The organism is Virgisporangium aliadipatigenens, from assembly GCF_016863615.1.
Lineage (GTDB): Bacteria > Actinomycetota > Actinomycetes > Mycobacteriales > Micromonosporaceae > Virgisporangium > Virgisporangium aliadipatigenens.
On the sequence record NZ_BOPF01000003.1, the window covers coordinates 84,815 to 104,153 of the forward strand.

Here is a 19,339-nt window from a genome sequence, read left to right on the forward strand (position 1 = left end):
CGTCACGGCGTCGCGGTGGGGCGGCGGGACAGTTCCATCGGATCGTCCGCACGGGTGAGCGGCCGCAACCGGTACGTGTACCGGTAGTCGCGATCGGCGAAGAGCTTGAACTCGTCATGGGTCTGCGCGCCCCAGCTGTCGTCGCCGCCCACGCCCATCTGGCGGTGGTTGAGCCGCAGTACCACCTCCGGGCGCGGGGTCAGCTGATAGCTGTGCCGGGCGCCGAGCGAGAGGTCCTCGGGCGTGAAGTGCGAGGCGTTCACCTCGATCAGCGGTTCGCCGGTGGCCAGCAGGCCGGTGCCGTGCCGGTCGGTCAGCGCGATCCAGCGCACGTCGGTCTTGTTGCCGTTCTCCTGCGGGCGCAGGTACTCGGTCCACTGCTTCGCCACGGTGGAGGTGTAGCGCCCGACCTCCGAGGCGACGTTGCGGTCCCAGTAGTTCTCCTCCGGGCCGCGGCCGTAGTACTCGAGGCGCGAGAGGCCCGCGGGCAGCAGCAGGACCGTGCCCACTTCCGGGATGTAGGGCAGTGCGGGGGAACCGGGGTGCAGCGCGCTGTCCACCCTGATCTCGGCGTTGCCGAAGACGGTGTACGTCGTCGTGTACGTCGACGGTACCGACGTCGGCAGGATGCCGCTGACGGTGATCACCACCGCCTTTCGCGACGTGGTGTCGATCGACACGTCGGTGACCCGGCGGTCGGCTCCCGCGTGGCGCCACGTGCCGTTGCGGCTCGGGTGCCCGTTGCCCTCGTCGTTGTCGGTCGGGGCCCGCCAGAAGTTGGGCACCGGGCCGGAGACCAGCAGCGGCTTGCCCCGCACGACGTAGGCGGTGATGAGCCCGGTGCTCTTGGCGATCGTGACGGTGAACTCCCGACCGGTGACCGTGATCGCGTCGTCCGCCTGCCGCACGGCGACGGCCGGCACGCGGGTCAGCGGCACCGGCGTGACGGCCGGACTGCCGAGGTCGAGCGGCAGCTGGGTGGCGGCCACCTCGAAGCCGGACGGGGCCCACGGCGTGCGGGTCCGGGTCGTGAACCACACCCGCAGGAAGTACTCCCGCCCGGGAGCCGGGCGCGCCGGCCGGCGGAACGGGACGGTCAGCGTGCGGCTCGACAGCGGCGGCACATCGGGGCGCCAGCGGCCCTTCTGCACCGAGGCGCCGTCGGCGAACAGTTCCCAGTGGCCGTCGTAGGCGTCGACGTTCGTGAACAGGTGCTCGTTGGTGACCGTCACGGATCCGACGCTCGGGCCGGCGACCACGTCGATCTGCTGGTAGATGCGCTTGACCTCGACGGCCTTGCCCCCGATGCGGCGGTCCACGTGGACGATGCCGTCGCCGGAGAAGTTGCCGTCGTTGGGGTTGTCGCCCCAGTCGCCGCCGTAGGCGAGGAACGTCGGCGCCGCGGGCTGCTGCTCGGTGTAGCCGGCCGTCGTCGCGTCGAACCACAGCCGCACGTCCGGGTCCTGCGCGCCGCGGCCGTCGTCGGCGAGTTCGGCGGCGGTTAGCGCACGCGCGTAGACGCGGGCGGCGCGGATGGTGCCGCTGAACACGCGGTCCTGGTTCTCCGCGTCGGTGCCGATCGAGATCTGGGCCGTGACACTGTCCGGCACGCGGTCGGTGGTGCGGCTGACGGCGCGCCCGTCGAGATACAGCGTCAGCGTGTCGGTGGCGTCGTCGAAGACGCCGGCGAGGTGATGTTCGCGGCCGGTCCAGTCGGCGGGGAGCGGTGCGGTGACGGCGATCCAGCCGCCGGCGTAGATGAAGAACTCGAGCGTGTCGAACGTCTGCTTCAGCGAGTACTGGTGGTCCCCGCGGGCGATTACGGGCTGGTGCCCGCCGACCGCGTCCGGCGTCACCCACGCCTCCAGGGTCAGCGAGCCGGTCAGGTTGAGGCGCCGGTCGGGGGCGAAGACCGCCCCGCCGGAGAGGCCGGTGCCGCGGTCGAACGTGGCCGCCACCGTCAATTCGGCGGCGAGCGCCTCCGGGCCCGTCTCGGCCAGCAGCTTGCGGGGCGGGGTGGGCCAGAGCAGCGCCTGGTCGACGAAGTCCCAGAGGAAGCCGCCCTGCAGGACCGGGTTGGCGCGGATGATGTCCCAGTACTTCTTGAGGTTTCCGGTGGAGTTCCCCATCGAGTGGGTGTACTCGATCATGACGTAGGGCCGTGGATCCGCCGCGTCGCGCGCCCGTTGCTCCACAGTGGACGGTTTCTCGTACATGCGGGAACGGATGTCGCTGATGCCGGGCCGGTCGTCGCCCTCGTACTGGATCACGCGTGTGCTGTCCAGGGAACGGATGAGGTCGTGCATCGCCACGAAGTTGCTGCCCGAACCGGCCTCGTTGCCCAGCGACCAGATGACCACGCACGGGTGGTTCTTGTCGCGGTGCACCATCCGCCGCGCCCGATCGAGCACCGCGTCCGTCCACTCGGGATCCGAGCCGGGGAACCGGTCCCGGATGCCGTGCGTCTCCAGGTTGGTCTCGTCCACCACGTACAGCCCGTAGGCGTCGGCCAGCTCGTACAGGATCGGATTGTTGGGATAGTGCGACGTGCGCAGGGCGTTGATGTTCAGCCGCTTGATGAGTGTGAGGTCGGTGACGATGTCCTCGCGGGTGAGCGCGGCACCGCGTTCGGGGTGCATCTCGTGCCGGTTGGTGCCGCGCAGGCTCACCGGCCGGCCGTTGATCCGCATGAGCCCGTCGACGATCGCGAACTCCCGGAACCCGACCCGCGTCGACAGCGTCTCGATCGCCGCGCCGGACGGGTCCCGTAGCACGAGCACGGCCGTGTACAGGTGCGGCTGCTCCGCCGACCACAGGCGCGGCGCGGGTACCGCCTTGGCGGCCCGGCCGGTGGCGTCCTGCCCCACGGTGGTGACGTCGACGTTCTGCCGCAGGGGTTCGCGCCACACCGGCTTGCGGGCGTCGTCGTACAGCTGCGTCTCCACCGTGTAGGTGCCGCCGGGCGTCGGGCCGTAGGCGCGCACGTTCACCGTGACGGCCAGGTCCGCGTCGGTGTAGCCGTTGCGCAGGGGCGTCTCGACGCGGAAGTCGCGCAGGTGCACGTTCGGCGTCGAGAAGAGGTAGACCGAGCGGAAGATGCCGGAGAGCCGGATCATGTCCTGGTCCTCGAGCCAGTCGCCGTCGGAGTAGCGGTACACCTCGACGGCGATCTGGTTGGTGCCCGGGCGCAAATAGTCCGTGATGTCGAACTCGCTCGGGTCGTAGGAGTCCTCGCGATAGCCGACCAGCCGCGCGTTGACCCACACGTAGAACGCCGACTTGACGCCCTCGAAGTGCAGGAACGTCCGACGCCCCGCCCACCCGTCGGGCACCTGGAACGTGCGCCGGTACTGCCCGACGGGGTTGAACCGGGTCGGCGCGTTGGGCGGCTGCGCGTTCTCGTTGCGGCCGTTGGCGCCCCACCAGGGGTACGTGATGTTGATGTAGATCGGGAAGTCGTAGCCGTGCAGCTGCCAGTTCGACGGAACGGGGATGGCGGCCCACGAACCGTCGTCGAGGTCCTCGCGGTAGAAGTCGGGATCACGCGCGGCGGGATTGTCGACGTGGCGGAACCGCCAGACGCCGTCGAGGTCGAGGCGGAACGGCGAACGGGTGCGATCGGCGGCCAGCGCCTCGGGCAGCCCGGCGTAGGGCATCAGCGTGGCGTGCGGCGGCTCGGAGTTGACGTCGAAGAGGCGCAGGTTGCCGTTCCACTCCGGAAGGCCGTTGGGCGGCAGCGGTGCGGCGGCCCGGGCGGACCCGCCCGCCGGCAACGGCAGGGCGGCCGCGCCGACCAGCGCGGCGGCGCCACCTTCGAGAAACCTGCGGCGGCTGACGTAATACATCGAAGCACCTCACTATCTCGGCGGCGCCCAGGATTTCACCCCAATCCTTCGAAGGTCAACGCTGGATCTCTTTCGGTATTGTCGAATAATGTTGACCGCCAAGAGGACCGGCATGTGGCGCGGCCGCTACGAGATCGGCTCGGACGGCCGCCCGGTCACCGTCTGGGACCCGTCGTGGTGGCGCAACGGCGGCGACTTCGAGATCGCCGGAAAGCGCTTCCGGGTCCGGGCCGCGGGCTGGGGCACCAAGTACCGGATGTCCGACGAGGCCGGCAAAGAGGTGGCCCTGGTCGAACGCGCCGGGCGCAAGCACTGGAGCATGCGGGCGGGCCGCGACACCTACGAGTTCCGCCGCGCCTCGTTCTTCGGCAGCCGCCAGGAGCTGCTGGTGGGCGGCAAGGCGGCCGGCTCGGTGCGCCGCACCAGCGCCTGGTCCGGCGGCGTCGAGGCCGATCTGCCCGGCATGCCGTTGCCGCTGCAGGTCTTCGTCGTCGGTGTGCAGCTCGCGCTCTGGCAGCGGCAGCAGTCCGCCGCCGGCTGAGTCCACCGTTCGACCGACATCACCAGACCTTGACCTCGGCGGACAGCAACGCCCGCCGCCCCTCGAACGGCGCGAACAGCCGGCGGTCCTCGAGCTGGTCCGGCGCGAAGTCGGTGCCGCGGAAGACCGCCACGGTGCCGGCGGCGGTGACCAGCACCGGCGGGTCGGCGTCGACCGGGTGCCGGGCGAACACCAGCAGCCCCTGCGCCGGAAGGTCGACGTCCTCGACGACGAGCGCGTACGCGCCGAGCCGCTTGACGACGGCGGCCGTGACGACGAGGCGTGCGCCCAGCCGCGCCCGGCCGACCGTGTCCGCCGCGACGGTCGTGCGGTCGCCGGACGGGGCCCGCTCCGGCGCGGCGCGGCACCCGGCCGCCACGAGCAGACACGCCGCCAGCACCACGAACCGGGCCCGGAAGAACGGCACCGCGCACCCCCTCGTCGAGATGCCAGGATGCGCCGCCCATCGACGAATGTCACCCGGTCGCGGGAACCTTGACGCGACCATGACGGGTCCGTGAGGGGCGGGCCGCATCGTGCTGTCGCCACCGCATCCCGCGGTGCACGACCTGCGGAGGACGCATCATGAAGCGAAGCACGATCCTGGTCCGGGCCCTCGTGGCGGCGGCCGCGCTGCTCGTGCCGCTCGGCCTGGCGACACCGGCGAGCGCCGGCACCTACTACACCGGCTGCACCATCGACCCGGTCACGCCGTACGCCAACGGCGACCTCAACGCCAACGGCGTCAAGATGGTCAACTACGAGGTCGACGTCGACTGCGCCTCCGGCCGCGAGGTCGAGATCGAGATGCGGCGCTGGGAGTACGACGCCAACAACGCCGACGACCTGATCGGCACCAGCACGCTGCACAACTCCTTCTACACCGCCGGCGGAACCCTCACCCGCACGGTCGAGGGCGCGCTGCCCAACACCGACGACTTCGGCGACAACGTCGAGGAGATGTACCAGTGCGTGCGGTTCCGGGTGACGCTCACGAACCTGTTCCAGACGCCGTTCACCGCGTGGGAGTGCACCCCGTACCGCTCGATCCACATCTGAACCGGCCGCCGGCGCCGGCGCTGCGAGCGGCGCCGGCGCCGGTGATGAGCGGTCCGGGTCGGTGGGCGTGCGCCGTCAGTCGAACGTCGACCGCTTGCGCAGCGCCCAGATCCGCACCGGCGTCCGCGAACGGATGCCCCGCCGCCCCTCCATCTCGTGCCAGTACCGCCTCGTCGCATCGGTGATCCGCGCGTCGAGGCCCGTCGTGACGTCGTCGATCGGCTGAGGGCTGAACTGGTCGAACCACCTGACCCGAGGCCCGGCACCGGTCCGCTCGACCACGAGCAGAACGCTGTGGTAGCCGTCCATGATGGACAGTGCGTACGCCAGGTTGCAGTCCTGCGAAGGTGCCCGGGCCAGGACGGCCGACAGCACACTCGAGGCGAGGCGGGCCGGTTCGGTGGCACCGGCCCGGTCGCCCCGGCCGTCGAGGAACTCGATCTGCACCGGTTCCCGGGCGAACCCCGAGGTCGTCAGCTGTGACATGGCCTGACCGACCGTTCGGGTGGTGAGATCCGCCATGATCACCTTCCGGCCGCTCCCGGTGCGGGCCGGCCACGGCTTCGTGGGCAGGCCCAGCATCGAACCGAGCGCCACGTTGAGCATGACGATGCACGTGGCGCGGTCGTCGGGGTTCGCGGCAGCGGCGGCGAGGTTGGCGGCGTACAACCGGCCGAGCCGGTGCAGGTCCTCCGTGGCGAAACACCGGCTCCAGCGGCGCGCGGGCCGAGGGCTTTCGTCCGTCGCGAACATCGCCTGACCCCCGGCGATCCGTTCGGCCACATCGACGCGTGCGGAATCCGTTCCGACCGCCACGGGAGCATCCGTCGTTTCGAGGTCCTCCGTCTCCTCGCCCCAAGCGGCCTCCCCGCCGAGGTCCGACTCCATGGCCTCGTCGAACTCGCCGAAGAGAGCCCACTCGCCGGCCGGATTCGCACCGTCCTCCTCGTCGAGCGGGTCGAACCCGTGCCGCTCCTCGGCTTCCGCCGGATCCGCTTCCGCCGACCCGTCGTACCGGGTGGGCCCGAAGGCGCCGGACTCGGACCGGTCCCACGCCTCCGGGCGTTCACCATGGGCGAGCGCGTGCACCACCTGGTCGACCTCCCGGTCGGTCAACCGGGCGGGGGAGGGCGCGGACCCGGGATCGACGGTGTACTCCCAGTGCCAGGGTTCGCGTTCGTACGGTGTGAAGCCGAAGTCGCGGGCCCGCCGGACGAGCCAACGGTGGAACCAGGTCGCTCGCCAGGCCCGCACCGCGGCGGCACCGGTCGAGTTGCGGATCCGGTGGCCCGGCCGGCGGATCAGCGCGAGGTCGGCCGCGATCCCGTTCTGGTGGTTGCTCCATCCGGGAGCCGCGACCCGACGCGGGATGTGGAACGTGTCGAGCATGTACCGCACCGCGTCGGGGCCGTGCGGGCCGCCCGGGAGACCCGCACGTGCCGCGGCGGTCTGACCGTAGTAGTCCTCGAAGTGGTGGCGCCAGGTGCACCGCTGGTGTTCGGCGCTGCGGTATCCGCTGAACACGGTGACGCCGGTGGTCAGCGCGGCGTCGGCGTCGCCGGCACGCTGCGCCGCGGCGAGTTCGGCGGTGGCCGCCGCGACGAGCCGGCCGGCGGCCGCTGCCGCATCGGCGCGCATCACCACCGACGTCCCGGGAACGGGCCGGAGTTGACTCGGCGTCAGATCGCTCTGCGCGGGCCGTGTTCTCGCCTTGCGATCGACGGCCTCCTTCAGTACGCGCTCCCGAAAGGCGACCTGATCAGGTGTTCCCGACCATGCGCCGCCGGGCTCGGCGGCGACCTCGTCCAGCCACTCGGCGGCGGCGCGGAACGGCGTCTCCAGCTGATACGCCCAGTGGTCCGCCGGCTGAACCTCGGCATCGTGCGTCTGCTGACTCATGGCGTACGCCTCAGGACCGTCGTGGGGCGCCCGACGGGCAGCACGGAAGCGGCCGGGTCGAGAGGCTGTATCGAAGCGCCCGCCGACAGGGCCGGGGGCGGCGCCGGGTCGCCCCCGCGTCGCGTCAACACGACCGTCGACGCCTTGAGATCACGACCCGTCGCCAACGACCACTGCGTGACGATGGTCGTCATCATGTTCCGCACGGGCACCGTCAGATACAGGCCCGGCACGGTGGTGGTGTCGGTGAACCAGCCCGCCTCGATCATGCGGAAGAGCGTGGACAGCGCGGACGCCAGGATGAAGTAGCTGTGTGACTGGGCGTGGGCCGGCAGGCCGACCCGTTCTCCCATCGCCCGCAGGCGCTCCTCCGGACTGGCCGCGCCGGCCTGCAGGTCCATCACGACCGGCGTGTCGAACAGGACCGTCAGGTGCAGCCACGACATCGTCGCGACGTAGTCGAACTCCTCGCGGGACAGCGTGGCGGCCAGGCCACCGCGCCGGGTCATCAGCATGTCGCGCAGCCGCAGCCCGAGGTCCGCCAGCCCCGCGTCGTCGGTCGGATTCGCCCCCGCGGTGTTGCCCGCGTTCTCGATGCCGACCCAGACCAGCCGGAGGAACTCCTCCAGCGCGGGGATGAATCCGCGGTTCGCCGCCGCCGGTCTCTCGTACGGATAGGGACCGGTGTCCGCGCCGTGGTTGAGATCCATCCCGAACATGCGGTAGTACGCGTTGCGGCGGTTGGCCCGGATGTCCGGTCTGATCCGACTGACCTGGGCGCGTGGCAGGAAGGGGGACGCGTCCTTGTAGAACAGCTCCTCCGTGGTCTCCAGCCAGCGGTAGGTCTGCGCTCGCTGCGGTATCCCGAGCCGTTCGCCGGATCTGAAGTCCGCCACGACGCGCTGGACGATCTCGAAGATGCGCGTGTTCTCGATCATGTACGCGTAGATCAGGTGGTCCCACATGAGGCTGGCGCGACCGACGGGCCCGAACGCGGCCGGCCGTCTGCCCTGCAGCCACCAGAAATCGATGGCCTGACCGACCCGCTCGGGCTCGGCCTCCAGCAGATCGAGAACGCGTCCTTCGTCCGGTGATCCGCCCGGTGGTGAGACGAGGTTTCGGAACATCGGCTTCCGTCCCTTCTATTGCGAATCGGTGGTGCGGGTGGGGGCGTCGTCCGGTCGACCGCCGACACCCCAGCCGTGGTGCTGATGAAGCTGCTCCCACACCGCGCGGTCCACCGGTGGGAAGGCGTGGGTTTCCTGGTCCGGTCGCGGCCGGGTGTTGTAGTGACCCAACAGATCCAGCAGTGCGCGGAAGGCCTCGGCGACTTCTGCCGGGGCGTCGGTCGGTGTGCTCATGCCGTGTTCTCCGTTCCGTTGCCCAGGTGCAACATCCAGTGCTCGAACTGCTCGGCCACCGCGGTGGCGGCACCGGGTTCGGTGGCCGCCCGATAGCCGGACAGCGCCAGGAGGCGAAGGCACTCCCGGTGGATCCAGTACGGCGAGGTGAACAGCGCCGGCCCGGCATCGCGTACGAGGCCGGCGAGCGCGGTGGGCGAGACCCGCAGCGGATCGACGAGTTCCACGATCGACCGGCCGTCGAACGCCGCGAACGGTCGACGCAGACACACGTCGACGATCCGCGGCAGCGCGGCGACCGACGCCTTGAGAAAGGGCGTCAGCTCGCTGGGCGCCCGCGTCAGCGGGTATGCCTGCCGCCACGCCGCCGCCAGGTCGTCCCACGGCCCGGACCCGAACGTCCGGGTCGCCATCTCGGTGCCCAGCAGGACCCGCAGGTATGCGACGGGATGCGGATCGCGGGGGCGCCACGCGAAGACGCTTGTGTCATCGCCGGCGATGACGTCGTGCAGCGCCGCGACAGCCGCATGACCGGCGTGGACGAACGCGAACGTGTCCGCCGCGATCTCACTGGCCCAGCGCGCCCAGTGGCGGGCCAACGCCGGCGCCTCCGCGAGTTCCCGGCCCAGCGCGGTGGCCAGTTGTTCGTTCCAGCCGAGGGCGAACGCCGCCTGGTGGCCGGCCTCGTGCAGGCACGCCGTCGGGCGGTACAGGTTGTGCCGGGTGATTTTGATGGCGGCCGCCACCGACAGCGTTCGGCCGTCCCACAGGCGCAGTCCGGCGCGGAGGATGCTGGCGCCCATTCCCCGGTCCACATAGGTGAGCACCGGCGGTGTCGGTCGACCGAGTGGCACGAGGATCGCGGTGAGGCTGCGCCGGGCGAGCGTGTCGCAGGCGCGCAGCAGCGCCGCCAGCCGTGGCGAGGTCCGGCTGTTGACCGCGTCGCCGTAGAAGTCCACCGCGGTTTCGATCTGCTGGTGCAGGCGCCGGAACTTGATCACGTTCCGGCGTAGTGCCTCCCACTCCGCCGGTGACCGCGCCGCGGCCGCCTGGGCGGCGAGCACGTCGCCCTGCCGTCGCAGGTGTCCGACGGCGTCGTCGAGCTGAGCGCGCAGGTGCGTGTCGAGGTAGCGCTCCAGGCCGCGCCAGGCGGCGGCGGAGGCGAAGTTCTCGAGATCCGCCAGAGCGACCGTCGCCGCCCGCCAGTGCGCGACCTGGCGGACCACCTGGGTGCGGGTCGCCGCGGACCGGTCAGGCACCGCCGGCTCCGGCGACGATGGTCAGCTCGAGCGGGCGTCCCGACCGCCAGCGACAGGTGATGGTCAGGCCGTCCGCCGGATCCGCCGCCGCAGCCGTGAGTTCCGCGCGGCGGCCCGGAAGCTGGGTGGCGAGGAACCGCCGCACCTTCGCCCGCCAGGCGGCGTGGCGTCCGCCGTCCGCCCGGGACAGCCACGGATCGTAGAGCCGGGCCAGCGCAGCCAGGGTCACCGACACCGGTCGTCTGGCCCGCGCCTGAGCCGCCACCGTCTGCGCCAATGTCTCACTGAGGCGGATCGCCACGGTCGCCGTCGCCGTGCGGGGATCCTCGTGCACGGTGACACCGCTGAGCGCGGTGGCTCCCGCGCGGGTTCCGCCGAGGCCGGTGGCGTGTGGGCCGTCGACGATTTCGAGCGTGTACAACCGCTGTCCCACCGCGACGGCCGCGCCGTCACCCAGGAAACGTTCCGGAACGTCGCGTCCGAACTCGGGATCGCCGAGCAGCGTCGCCGCGGCCTCCCGGGTGAGCGGCAGCAGTTGGGCCGCCGGCTCGGTCGGTGCGGCACCGCCGCCGACCACGGGTTCGTTGCGGGCGATGCGGGCCGGCGTCGTTCCGGGGATCACCTGGTACAGATGCAGGCGGGCGCGAACGTGTCCGTCGTGGCCGAGCCGGTCGTTCAGCACCGTGGACAGCGTCCGGCCGGCCCGGGTGCGGATCCCCCGGGCGGCCGCCGGACTGATGTCGACGTCGATGATCCGGCTGTATTTGCGGTATCGGCGCGGTCCCCGGCGGGGCATGGCGACCCAGGTTCCGCCGGCACCGGCGCGACGGGCGGAGGGGCGCAGCACGACCGGTGGGAACCCGGCCCGGGCGGCTCTTCCCACGGCCGCGAACGCCTCCTGCTCGAGCAGCGCGGTCACCTCGACGTCCTCGTCGGACAGCCGCATGAACTCGGCCGCGGTGTCCTCGATCAGCGTGAGCACCGCCTCCACGCCGGGGCCACGCGTCCCACCGGTCCCCGCCTCGTCGGCCTCCAACGCCACCAGGCGCATACCGGCGTCGACGATCGCCTTCGACAGCGGCGGGGAGATCTTCGGGCCGACCAACGGCGCGATCAACCGACCGAGGTGGCGGGCCAGGAAGGTGACGACCTTGTCCCGGCCGATCACGGTCAGGGCCGTCTTGAGCACCGGAAGCACGGCGGGCAGGAACTGCTCGACCAGCGGAGTCGGATCCTCGTCCTCCTGCAACTGTTCCCAGGCGTGCGCGAAACGATCGCGGGCCGCGTCCAGTTCCAGGAGCGAGAAGTCCTCCGCGGCGCGGCCGTCGAGCACGGACTCGGCGAGCAGCAACTCCTGTTCGGCCGGTGAGGCGGCCAACGCCAGCATCACTGCCTGGGCGTCGAACTCCTGCTGGACGGTCGACACCTCGGCGCCGGCCGGCGCCACCGGTGCCTCGTCGCCCTCGTGGTACTGACGGTCGTCCTCGAGGTCGGCCGTTTCGCCCGACGCGCCCGCGTTGCGGGTCCTGCGGCCGAGCAGTCGCTGTGCCACCTGGCGGGCCGGCTCGCGCAACTGCGGCGGCAGCCGGTCGAGCGCCAGCTTCGCCACGCGTTCGACCAACGGCCGCACCAGCCGGATCAACTGGCGCAGGATGATTCCGGTGGGCAGGACCTTGGACACGATGGCGGCGCCCTTGGCCACCACCTTCGCCACCGCCTTGGCCTTCTTCGCCAGTGCGCCCAGGAACTCCTCGAACGCCGGTTCCGGTCGGGCGGTGGAGATCTCCGCCCGTGCCATCGCCGCGTCCAGATCCGCGGCGGACAGCACGACCGGTGCCGAGTTCTCCGCCGCCTCGACAGCGTCGGCCAGTCGGGACAGGAGGTCCTCGGCATCCTCGGTGAGCGGGCGCAGATACCGCAGTACCGCCTGCTCCGACTGCCGTGGATGCCGGCCGTCGATGCCGGCGACCACGTCCGCCCGGGCCTGCGCCTGCTCGACCAGGCGCGCCACGGCGGTGTCGAACTCCTCGTCGTGCAGCCCCTCCAGCAGTTGCTCGACCTCCCTCTCGGCGGAGGCGAGCGCGGGGCCCTCGTCGGCGAAGTACTGCGACAGGAACGGCGTGTCCGTACCGGCTTCGCCGGCGGGATCGGCGAGGAGTCCCGGAAAAGGCGTCTCCATGTAAACCATCACATGCCTCCACACGTGTGCAGGTATTGCGCACAGCGTGGTGCGGGATCGCGCGAGCCGCTATTAGCGGATCCGCGTACTACCGGCGAAGGCCGGCGGCGCGCAGTATCGGTTGACCGGGGCCGCGCGATCAGGCACTAACGGTCAGGTACCAGTCCTGTGGTTCGTCGGTGATCGGAAAGGCCGGCACGTCGCTACGGAACTTCGTGACGGCCGCCGTGCGGCTGGTCACCTCGAGCCGCGCGAAAACGTGCTCGAGATGCTTGCGGACGGTGGCTTCGGAGATGGACAGGCGACGTGCGATCTGCCCGTTGGTGAACCCCTCGGCAACCAGTTCCATCAATTCCTTCTGGCGCACGCTCAGGGCCGGCGAGGGCATCAGCGCACGCATGCGTTCGGTGTGCGCACGGTGCAGATGGGGACGCAACAACGTCAGCAGTGACCGATCCCGTTCGGAGAAGTCCGCACCGCGGCCGCGCCAGAACAGCAGCCGCAGGGTGCGGCCGGTCCGGCTGGGAAGACAGAGCATCATCTCCCGGAACCCGCCGAAGAAGCGCAGATACTCGCAGTACATGGCGCTCGACCTCAACTGCCGGTCGCTCAGGAAGTCCGAGGCGGTCGTCACCGTGCGGAGATCGCCCGTGGTGTCCGGGTAGGCGCACGCCGGACTGGACCAGTAGTTGCACCAGAACGCCGCATTGAACGCGGCCGGGTCGTCGACCGGGCAGTCCGGCTGGAATCCGATCTCCTGCCCGAACGGGATCGCGCAGTGTTGCGAGTCGAGCAGGATGAAGGTGACGGCGTCACAACGAATCAGGTCGCGCAGCCCGATCAGGACCGACCACGGCATCGGCTCCTGCCCGTCCGGGTCGTCCGGGCTGTTGGCCAGTCGCAGCATCAATCGCAGATCCTTCTCGGCGATCGACATGCGGCGGCCCAACGGTCCCCCTTTGATCCCTCCGCGTCCCGACCCGTCGGGCCGACGCGGGAAACAGTCGAGGCAATTTTCCCCGCGTCGGCCTTTCGGGTCGACTCCCCGGGCGGAGGATGCGCATGCGTGTAGACAGCGACATATTGCCCGCCACGGACATCGAATCGCTTTCCGTTGACCTCGCGGAGGCCGTGCTCCGCCGGATCGCCCCGAGCGAGATTCCCCGGTTGCGGGCGGCGGCCCGACGGCATTTCGCCGGTCCGTCGCGTCGACCCGACCGGCGTACCGCCTTCGCGGCCGACGACACGCGCCTGACGCCGTACGTGTTGACCGCGGCCGTTCCGGTGGTGCAGTACCTGGCGGCCGCGCTCGCGGCGCACTATGCGCGGCGGACCGGCGAGATCGTCGCCGGGCGGGTGCGCGGCATCATTCGCGGCACGGAGATGGGTTCCGGTGAGGCTGTGCTGACCGCGCGGCAGATCGGCCAGGTTCGCCACCTGACGCGCCGGCACGCGATGTCGGCCGGCGGAACGGAGGACCTCGCGACCGCCCTGTCCGACGCGGTGGCCGAGAGCCTCGCCGACCCGCGCCCGGCCGAACGGGGCCCTACGCCTCCCGATCCGTGACCCGTACGGCAGATGGGCGCGCGACAGGCCCTCGACGAGGTCTCCCGTGACGGTCCTCAGCCGCAGGCGGTGCGGAACCGGGCGATCGCCGCGTCCAACGGCGCCTTGTCCGGTCGCGACTGGGCATCGGTGTACTTGTCGCCGATCGCGGTCATGGCGTCGGCGACCTTCGCGCCGGCGTCGGCGACGGGCCCACTGGCACTCGCCACCTGGGCGTCGACCGCCGCCGCGCCCGCGTAGTAGGCGGCGCTGACGGCGAAGTGTCCGGCGGGTGGCCCGATCGCCTCCGCCTCGGCCACCTTCGCCTGGGCGGTGCGGATGGCGCCGTCGATGTCGGCGCAGGCCTTGCGATGGTCGGCGCCGGTCGGTGACGGCGCCGTCGAGGTGGCTGCCGGAGCGGACGGTGTCGTGCCGCCGCCGGTGGGGGCCGGTTCGTCGCAGCCGGCCGTCGCGAGGACGAGCAGGGCGGACAGGGTGACGAAGGTGATCGAACGCACGACGGAACGATATTCAGCCATGCAACCGGATAAGTGGCGTTACCGGACGGCGGGGTTCTCGACGAGGCGGGCGAGCTGCTCGGTGACCGAGCCCCACCCGTCGGCGAAGCCCAGCTTCTCGTGGTGCGCCCGCGCGGTGGGGTCGCCGTGCCGGACGACGACGCGGTAGTCCGTCCCGTCCGGGTGCTCGGCGAAGGTGATCTCGGCGGTCATCGGCACCGGGGCGGGCCGGGTCGGTCCAGGCCTCCCACACGCGGGCGCGCGGTGCCCGGAGGAGCCGGGTGATGGAGAGGTCGAGGTCGGGGTTCACGGCTGTTCCTCCGCGGTGTCGGTGACGAACTGTTCGAGCCGGTCGGTGCGCTCGTGCCAGACCCGGCGCTGCTCGGCGAGCCAGTCGTCGACCAGGGCGAGGCGCTCCCGGTTGAGCGTGCAGGTGCGCACCCGGCCGGCCTTGGCCGTGCTGATCAGCCCGTGGCCCTCCAACGTGCGCACGTGCTTGAGGAACGACGGCAGCGCCATCGGGAACTCGCGGGCGAGGTCGCCGACGCTGGCCCCCGGTGTCGGATCGGGTACACCTGCCCGCCGGACCGGAGCGCCGCCGCCACCACCCACCTAAGATCGTGCGGTGCTCGAGATCGGCGTGTTCGGCCAGGTCACCGCGTGGGTGGACGGTCGCCCGGCAGCGCTCGGCGGCCACCAGCAGCGGGCCGTCCTGGCGATGCTCGTCGCGGCCCGCGGCCGGGTCGTTCCCGCCGACCGGATCGTCGAACAGCTCTGGGCCGGCCGCCCGCCGCAGCGCCCCTCGGTGTCGCTGCAGGCGTACGTGTCGCGGCTGCGCCGCGCGCTGGAGCCGGAACGGCCGCCGCGCACCGAGGCCCGCGTTCTGGTGAGTGCGGCGGGCGGATACGCGTTGCGCCTGCCGGCGGAGGCCGTCGACGCGTGGGACTTCGAACGCCGCCTGCGCGACACCCGCGACGGCCTGCCCGCCGAGCGGCTCATGGCACACCTGCGGGAGGCGCTGGAACGCTGGCGGGCCGCGCCCTACGAGGAGTTCGCCGACGAGGAGTGGGCCCGCGCCGACATCGCCCGCCTGCAGGAGGCCCACCGCGACGCCCGCGAACTCGTCGTCGCCACCCTGCTGCGGCTCGGCCGCCCGACGGAAGCCGTGCCGCTCGCGCAGGAACTCACCGCGTCCGACCCGTGGCGCGGCGAGGGCTGGCGTCTGCTGGGTGTGGCGTTGTGGTCGGCAAGTCGTTCGACCGAGGCATTGGCGGCGCTGCGGGGACACCGGCGGCGACTCGCCGACGAACTCGGACTGGACCCGGAGCCCGCGCTCGTGGAGTTGGAGCGCGCGATCCTGGCCCAACGGCAGGACGTCCTCGCCGCGCAGGTCGGGGACGGCTCCGGGGTGCGCCCGGCGCAGCTGCCGCGCTCGCCCGACACCTTCACCGCCCGCGAGCCCGAACTCGCCGCGCTCGCCGGGACCGGCCCGCTCACGGTGATCAGCGGCGCGGGCGGGGTCGGCAAGACCACCCTCGCCGTGCGGTGGGCGCACCGCGTCGCCGAACGCTTCCCGGACGGTCAGCTCTTCGCCGACCTGCGCGGCTACGGCCCGGAGGAGGCGCCGGCGGCCGCCGCGGACGTGCTGTTCGGGTTCCTGACCGCGCTCGGGGTCCCGGACCGGCGGGTGCCGGAGGGGGAGGCGGCCCGGGCGGCGCTGTTCCGCAGCGTGCTCGCCGGTCGTCGGGTGCTGGTGGTCCTCGACAACGCGCACGACTCGGCGCAGGTGCGGCCGCTGCTGCCGGGCGAGCCGGGCTGCACGGTCGTGGTGACCGGCCGGACCCGGCTCGACGGGCTCGCCGTGACGGAGGGCGCGCGGGCGCTGCAGCTGGACGGGTTCCACGAGAAGGAGGCCCGGGAGTACCTGCGCGGACGGCTCGGGACGGCCGTCACCGACGCGGACCCGGCGGCCCTGGAGGAGGTCGTGGCGCGCTGCGGCGGGCTCCCGCTGGCCCTCGCGGTCGTCTGCGCCCGCGTCCTCGGCGACGGCGCCCGCTCCCTCACCGCAGTGGCGGCCGAGCTGCGCGAGGAGAGCGGCCTCGACGCCTTCGCGCTGCCCGGCCTCGACCACGACCTGCGGGCCGTCTTCTCCTGGTCGTACCGGCGGCTGCCGCCCGCCGCGGCCGCCCTCTTCCGCCGCCTCGCGCTGCATCCCGGACCGGACGTCACCGTCGCGGTCGCGGTCAGCGCGGCCGGCGACCGGGACCGGCCGGGTACCCGCGCGGCACTGCGGATCCTCCGCGACGCGCACCTGTTGTGGGAACGGCGTAAGGACCGCTACGCGTTCCACGACCTCGTCCGCTCCTACGCGGTCGAACTGGCGCACCGCGAGGACACGGTGGACAGTCGGCACGCGGTAGAACGTCGACTCGTCGAGCACCACCTGCACTCCGCACTGCGCGCGGCCGACGTGTACGTCGCCTACCGGCGCTCCGAGCACATCGCGCCGCCGTCGCCTTCGGTGTGCCCGGAGGAGTTCACCGAACGGGAGGCCGCGCTCGCCTGGATGGCGGCCGAGTACGACAACGCGACGGCGGTGGCCGGCCTCTGCGACGCCCCGCACCTGGAACGCTTCCTGGGCCCGCTGGTGTGGGCGATCGGGCCGTTCCAGCAGGACGTCTGGCTGCTGATCGACGACTCGCTGGCGCTGGCGCGGCGCGCGCTCGCCGTGGCCGAACGCGACGGCGACGCCTGGTGGACCGGCTTCCTTACCTACATCGTCGGCCGCGGCCATCTGCTGGTGAACCGGGTCGACGAGGCCCGCCCGTATCTCGAACGCACCGTCGAGGCCGGCCGCGCCACCGGCGACCCGCTGCGCCTCGCCCACGGCCTGCTGTCGATCGCCGTGTGCATCATCGGCAAGCACCGCATCCCCACCCGCGAACAGGCGTTCGCCGCCTACCCGTACGGCCGGGAGGCGGTGCAGCTGTACCGCGGCGTCGACAACCCCACCGGCCGGATGGGCGTCGCGAACGCCCTGCACCCGGTCGCCTGGTACCACCACTACCTGGGGGACGGCCGGGCGCGGGAACTCTTCGAAGAGGCCGTCACCATCCGGGAGGCCTACAACAATCCGCACGCCGTCGGCAGCGCGGTGCAGGAGTTCGGCCTGTACCACCGCGCGTGCGGCGACACGGCGGCGGCGATCGACGCGTTCGAACGGGCGGTGGAACTCTTCGCCGACGCGCCGGACCTGCGCATCGACCCGCTCGTCGACCTCTACTCGGTGTACGTGGAGGCCGGCGACTCCGTTGCGGCGCAACGGGTCCGGGCGGCGGCGCTGCTCCTGCTGGAGAACGCCCGCCACCCGGAGGTGCCGCGCATCGAGAGGGCCCTGGGCGTGCTCAGCAGTTGAGCGCCTCCGGCTTGCACGGTTCGAGGATCGCGCGGTAGTCGAAGAACCGGGCCGCGGGCTTCTTGCGCACGTGGCCGGTGTCCAGTTCGCGCAGCACCCGGCCCTCCTGCTCGGTGAAGCTCGGGAACTCCTGATAGCCGCCCAGGTACACGCCCTCCGGCGCCTGCTTGTTGGCGACGACGATGTGCAGGTACTCGCCGGTGCGGCTCTGCCACAGCCGGCTCAGCAGGTCCGAGCGGAGATCGGCGTTGACGGCCACCACGTCCACGCCCATCCGGGACAGCACGTGCGCGGTCTCCGGGGGAACCATGTCGACGTCCTGCATCAGTGCCACCCGGCCGTAGTCCCGGTCGACCACCCAGAAGTCGTGCGACAGCCGGGCCGGCGCGATCGCCTCGTAGCGGGCCCGGTGCGTGCGCACGTACGGATAGTCGGTGCCGGTGGAGGTGACGAGGAGGCTCTTCGGTGCGTCGTTCGCCGTCGCGGGGTAGTGCACCAGGACGTCGACGTTGTTGGCACGCGCGTATCGGCGCAGGTTCGTCAGGCCGGCGGCGTCGACGGTGAACCAGTTCGCCGGGAACACCGCCAGGCGCAGCGTCTGGCCGGCCGCCGCCGCGGCGACGCGGGCCTGTTCGGTCGCCTCCAGCGCGGTGGCCCACGGCGTCGTCGTGGGCCCGGGGTCGATCGCGGCGGCCGCGAACCGCCCCGCGGCCGGCTGCCGGAACTGCGTCTGCGTATAGCTTTCCAGCGTGTCCTGCGCCAGCAGCGCGTACATGCCGGGCCGGCGTTCGACCGGGAACGTACGGGTGCGGCGGACCGGGAGTTCGCCGTATCCGATGTCGTCGCTGCGCGCGGAGAGGTCGGCGAGCACCTCTCCGGTGTTGGTGGTGACGACGCTGCGGGAGCCGAAGTCGAAGTTGTACGGGAACGGCGACGGGATCGTGAAACTGTCCTGCGTGAAGGCCGTCGGCTTGACCCCGGCGGTGCCCTCGCCGTACCGGTTGGAGACGATCGTCGAGAAGTCGTTCTCCACGGCGCGCAGCCGCACGAAGTCGGTGTCGATGCCCACGTTGGCCGGTGCCAGCAGCAGGGTGGCGCCGTCGACGGCCGCCGAGCGCGGGTACTGCGAGTAGAACATGTCCGAGCAGATGACCAGCGCGACCCGGCCGTACGGGGTCTCGACGGTGGGGACGGGCGCGTACGTGATCGCGTTGTACGACGACTCGAGGAGATGGTTGCGCTTGCGGTAGACGCTCGCCACCTTCCCCTGCGGGTCGAGCAGCACCGCGACGTTGAAGTACAGGTTCTCCGCCGGGACGTACTGCGGCATCCCGAAGGCGATGTAGGCGTCGTACCGGTCGGCGACCCGGGCGAGCGCGTCGCTGCTGGCACCCGGGATCGTCTCGGCGACGGCGGCGATCTCGCTGCGGCTGAAGAACGAGTAGCCGCTGGTCGCCATCTCGGGCAGCACGATGATCTTCGCGCCGCCCCGGGCCGCCCGTTCGGCCAGGGCGACCAGCTGCGCGCGGTTGCGCGCGACGTCGCCCTCGACCGGGGCGAAGTGCACCGTGGCGACCTTCACCGTGCGGGAACCCGCCACCGGTGCGGCCGCCGCGGCCGGGGACTCGAGGGTCACGGCGCCGGCGGTGACCATCAGGAGAGCGGTCGTGCCGCAGAGCGTCCGGAACGTTCGGCTACGCATCGGTACAGCCTGGCCC

16 protein-coding genes are annotated in these 19,339 nt (G+C 71.8%); 4 read left to right on the forward strand and 12 right to left on the reverse strand.

Annotation, left to right across the window (positions count from 1 at the left end):
* Positions 1-2: 2 nt before the first annotated feature.
* On the reverse strand, positions 3-3,845 hold the full coding sequence (locus Val02_RS47125; protein WP_239152397.1) for a glycoside hydrolase family 2 TIM barrel-domain containing protein: 3,843 nt from the start codon (positions 3,843-3,845) through the stop codon (positions 3-5).
* A gap of 88 nt (positions 3,846-3,933) precedes the next feature.
* Here Val02_RS47125 and Val02_RS04685 point away from each other — a divergent pair, with 88 nt between their 5' ends.
* Entirely contained in the window at positions 3,934-4,386 is a 453-nt protein-coding gene (locus Val02_RS04685; protein ID WP_203897635.1) for a hypothetical protein, read from the forward strand.
* Between the two features lie 19 nt (positions 4,387-4,405).
* Here Val02_RS04685 and Val02_RS04690 read toward each other — a convergent pair whose 3' ends face one another.
* Positions 4,406-4,813 (reverse strand): hypothetical protein, encoded by a 408-nt coding sequence (locus Val02_RS04690; protein ID WP_203897636.1) that lies wholly within the window; start codon positions 4,811-4,813, stop codon positions 4,406-4,408.
* A gap of 158 nt (positions 4,814-4,971) precedes the next feature.
* On the opposite strand from Val02_RS04690, the gene Val02_RS04695 reads away from it, so the two are divergent.
* Entirely contained in the window at positions 4,972-5,445 is a 474-nt protein-coding gene (locus Val02_RS04695; protein ID WP_203897637.1) for a hypothetical protein, read from the forward strand.
* Between the two features lie 75 nt (positions 5,446-5,520).
* On the opposite strand, the gene Val02_RS04700 is transcribed toward Val02_RS04695, so the two are convergent.
* The 6 genes from Val02_RS04700 to Val02_RS47130 form a co-directional block, all read right to left on the reverse strand.
* Positions 5,521-7,344, reverse strand: a complete 1,824-nt coding sequence (locus tag Val02_RS04700; protein WP_203897638.1) for a M15 family metallopeptidase — start codon at positions 7,342-7,344, stop codon at positions 5,521-5,523.
* Complete coding sequence (locus Val02_RS04705; protein WP_203897639.1) at positions 7,341-8,471, reverse strand: hypothetical protein; 1,131 nt, start codon at positions 8,469-8,471, stop codon at positions 7,341-7,343. The genes Val02_RS04700 and Val02_RS04705 overlap by 4 nt, the downstream gene beginning before the upstream one ends.
* 15 nt (positions 8,472-8,486) lie before the next feature.
* On the reverse strand, positions 8,487-8,705 hold the full coding sequence (locus tag Val02_RS04710) for a hypothetical protein (protein ID WP_203897640.1): 219 nt from the start codon (positions 8,703-8,705) through the stop codon (positions 8,487-8,489).
* The gene (locus Val02_RS04715; RefSeq protein WP_203897641.1) at positions 8,702-9,964 is read right to left on the reverse strand and encodes a hypothetical protein; all 1,263 of its coding nucleotides are present in this window, start codon (positions 9,962-9,964) and stop codon (positions 8,702-8,704) included. Before Val02_RS04715 ends, Val02_RS04710 begins: the two co-directional genes overlap by 4 nt.
* Positions 9,957-12,143 carry a hypothetical protein gene (locus tag Val02_RS04720; RefSeq protein ID WP_203897642.1) on the reverse strand — a complete coding sequence of 729 codons (2,187 nt, stop codon included), beginning with the start codon at positions 12,141-12,143 and terminating at the stop codon, positions 9,957-9,959. The genes Val02_RS04715 and Val02_RS04720 overlap by 8 nt, the downstream gene beginning before the upstream one ends.
* 139 nt (positions 12,144-12,282) lie before the next feature.
* On the reverse strand, positions 12,283-13,050 hold the full coding sequence (locus Val02_RS47130; protein ID WP_239152399.1) for a helix-turn-helix transcriptional regulator: 768 nt from the start codon (positions 13,048-13,050) through the stop codon (positions 12,283-12,285).
* Between the two features lie 155 nt (positions 13,051-13,205).
* Between Val02_RS47130 and Val02_RS04730 the strand changes: the two genes are divergently transcribed.
* Positions 13,206-13,709 (forward strand): hypothetical protein, encoded by a 504-nt coding sequence (locus Val02_RS04730; protein ID WP_203897643.1) that lies wholly within the window; start codon positions 13,206-13,208, stop codon positions 13,707-13,709.
* Positions 13,710-13,765: 56 nt separating this feature from the next.
* Here Val02_RS04730 and Val02_RS04735 read toward each other — a convergent pair whose 3' ends face one another.
* The 3 genes from Val02_RS04735 to Val02_RS04745 form a co-directional block, all read right to left on the reverse strand.
* Positions 13,766-14,206, reverse strand: coding sequence for a hypothetical protein (locus Val02_RS04735; RefSeq protein WP_203897644.1), 441 nt, complete (start codon positions 14,204-14,206; stop codon positions 13,766-13,768).
* Between the two features lie 39 nt (positions 14,207-14,245).
* Positions 14,246-14,425: an SRPBCC domain-containing protein gene (locus Val02_RS04740; RefSeq protein ID WP_275415545.1), complete on the reverse strand. Its 180-nt coding sequence runs from the start codon at positions 14,423-14,425 to the stop codon at positions 14,246-14,248.
* 87 nt (positions 14,426-14,512) lie between these two features.
* Positions 14,513-14,818 carry an ArsR/SmtB family transcription factor gene (locus Val02_RS04745; RefSeq protein WP_203897646.1) on the reverse strand — a complete coding sequence of 102 codons (306 nt, stop codon included), beginning with the start codon at positions 14,816-14,818 and terminating at the stop codon, positions 14,513-14,515.
* A 13-nt stretch (positions 14,819-14,831) separates the two neighbouring features.
* On the opposite strand from Val02_RS04745, the gene Val02_RS04750 reads away from it, so the two are divergent.
* Positions 14,832-17,621: an AfsR/SARP family transcriptional regulator gene (locus tag Val02_RS04750; protein WP_203897647.1), complete on the forward strand. Its 2,790-nt coding sequence runs from the start codon at positions 14,832-14,834 to the stop codon at positions 17,619-17,621.
* On the opposite strand, the gene Val02_RS04755 is transcribed toward Val02_RS04750, so the two are convergent.
* The gene (locus Val02_RS04755; RefSeq protein WP_203897648.1) at positions 17,611-19,323 is read right to left on the reverse strand and encodes a nitrilase-related carbon-nitrogen hydrolase; all 1,713 of its coding nucleotides are present in this window, start codon (positions 19,321-19,323) and stop codon (positions 17,611-17,613) included. The two genes, Val02_RS04750 and Val02_RS04755, sit on opposite strands and share 11 nt — an antisense overlap.
* Positions 19,324-19,339: the final 16 nt, after the last annotated feature.

Coding starts and splice junctions, on each gene's coding strand:
- Val02_RS47125 (WP_239152397.1), bottom strand. CDS start 3,845: ATGTATTACGTCAGCCGCCGCAGGTTTCTCGAAGGTGGCGCCGCCGCG.
- Val02_RS04685 (WP_203897635.1), top strand. CDS start 3,934: ATGTTGACCGCCAAGAGGACCGGCATGTGGCGCGGCCGCTACGAGATC.
- Val02_RS04695 (WP_203897637.1), top strand. CDS start 4,972: ATGAAGCGAAGCACGATCCTGGTCCGGGCCCTCGTGGCGGCGGCCGCG.
- Val02_RS04700 (WP_203897638.1), bottom strand. CDS start 7,344: ATGAGTCAGCAGACGCACGATGCCGAGGTTCAGCCGGCGGACCACTGG.
- Val02_RS04705 (WP_203897639.1), bottom strand. CDS start 8,471: ATGTTCCGAAACCTCGTCTCACCACCGGGCGGATCACCGGACGAAGGA.
- Val02_RS04710 (WP_203897640.1), bottom strand. CDS start 8,705: ATGAGCACACCGACCGACGCCCCGGCAGAAGTCGCCGAGGCCTTCCGC.
- Val02_RS04720 (WP_203897642.1), bottom strand. CDS start 12,143: ATGGAGACGCCTTTTCCGGGACTCCTCGCCGATCCCGCCGGCGAAGCC.
- Val02_RS47130 (WP_239152399.1), bottom strand. CDS start 13,050: ATGCTGCGACTGGCCAACAGCCCGGACGACCCGGACGGGCAGGAGCCG.
- Val02_RS04730 (WP_203897643.1), top strand. CDS start 13,206: ATGCGTGTAGACAGCGACATATTGCCCGCCACGGACATCGAATCGCTT.
- Val02_RS04755 (WP_203897648.1), bottom strand. CDS start 19,323: ATGCGTAGCCGAACGTTCCGGACGCTCTGCGGCACGACCGCTCTCCTG.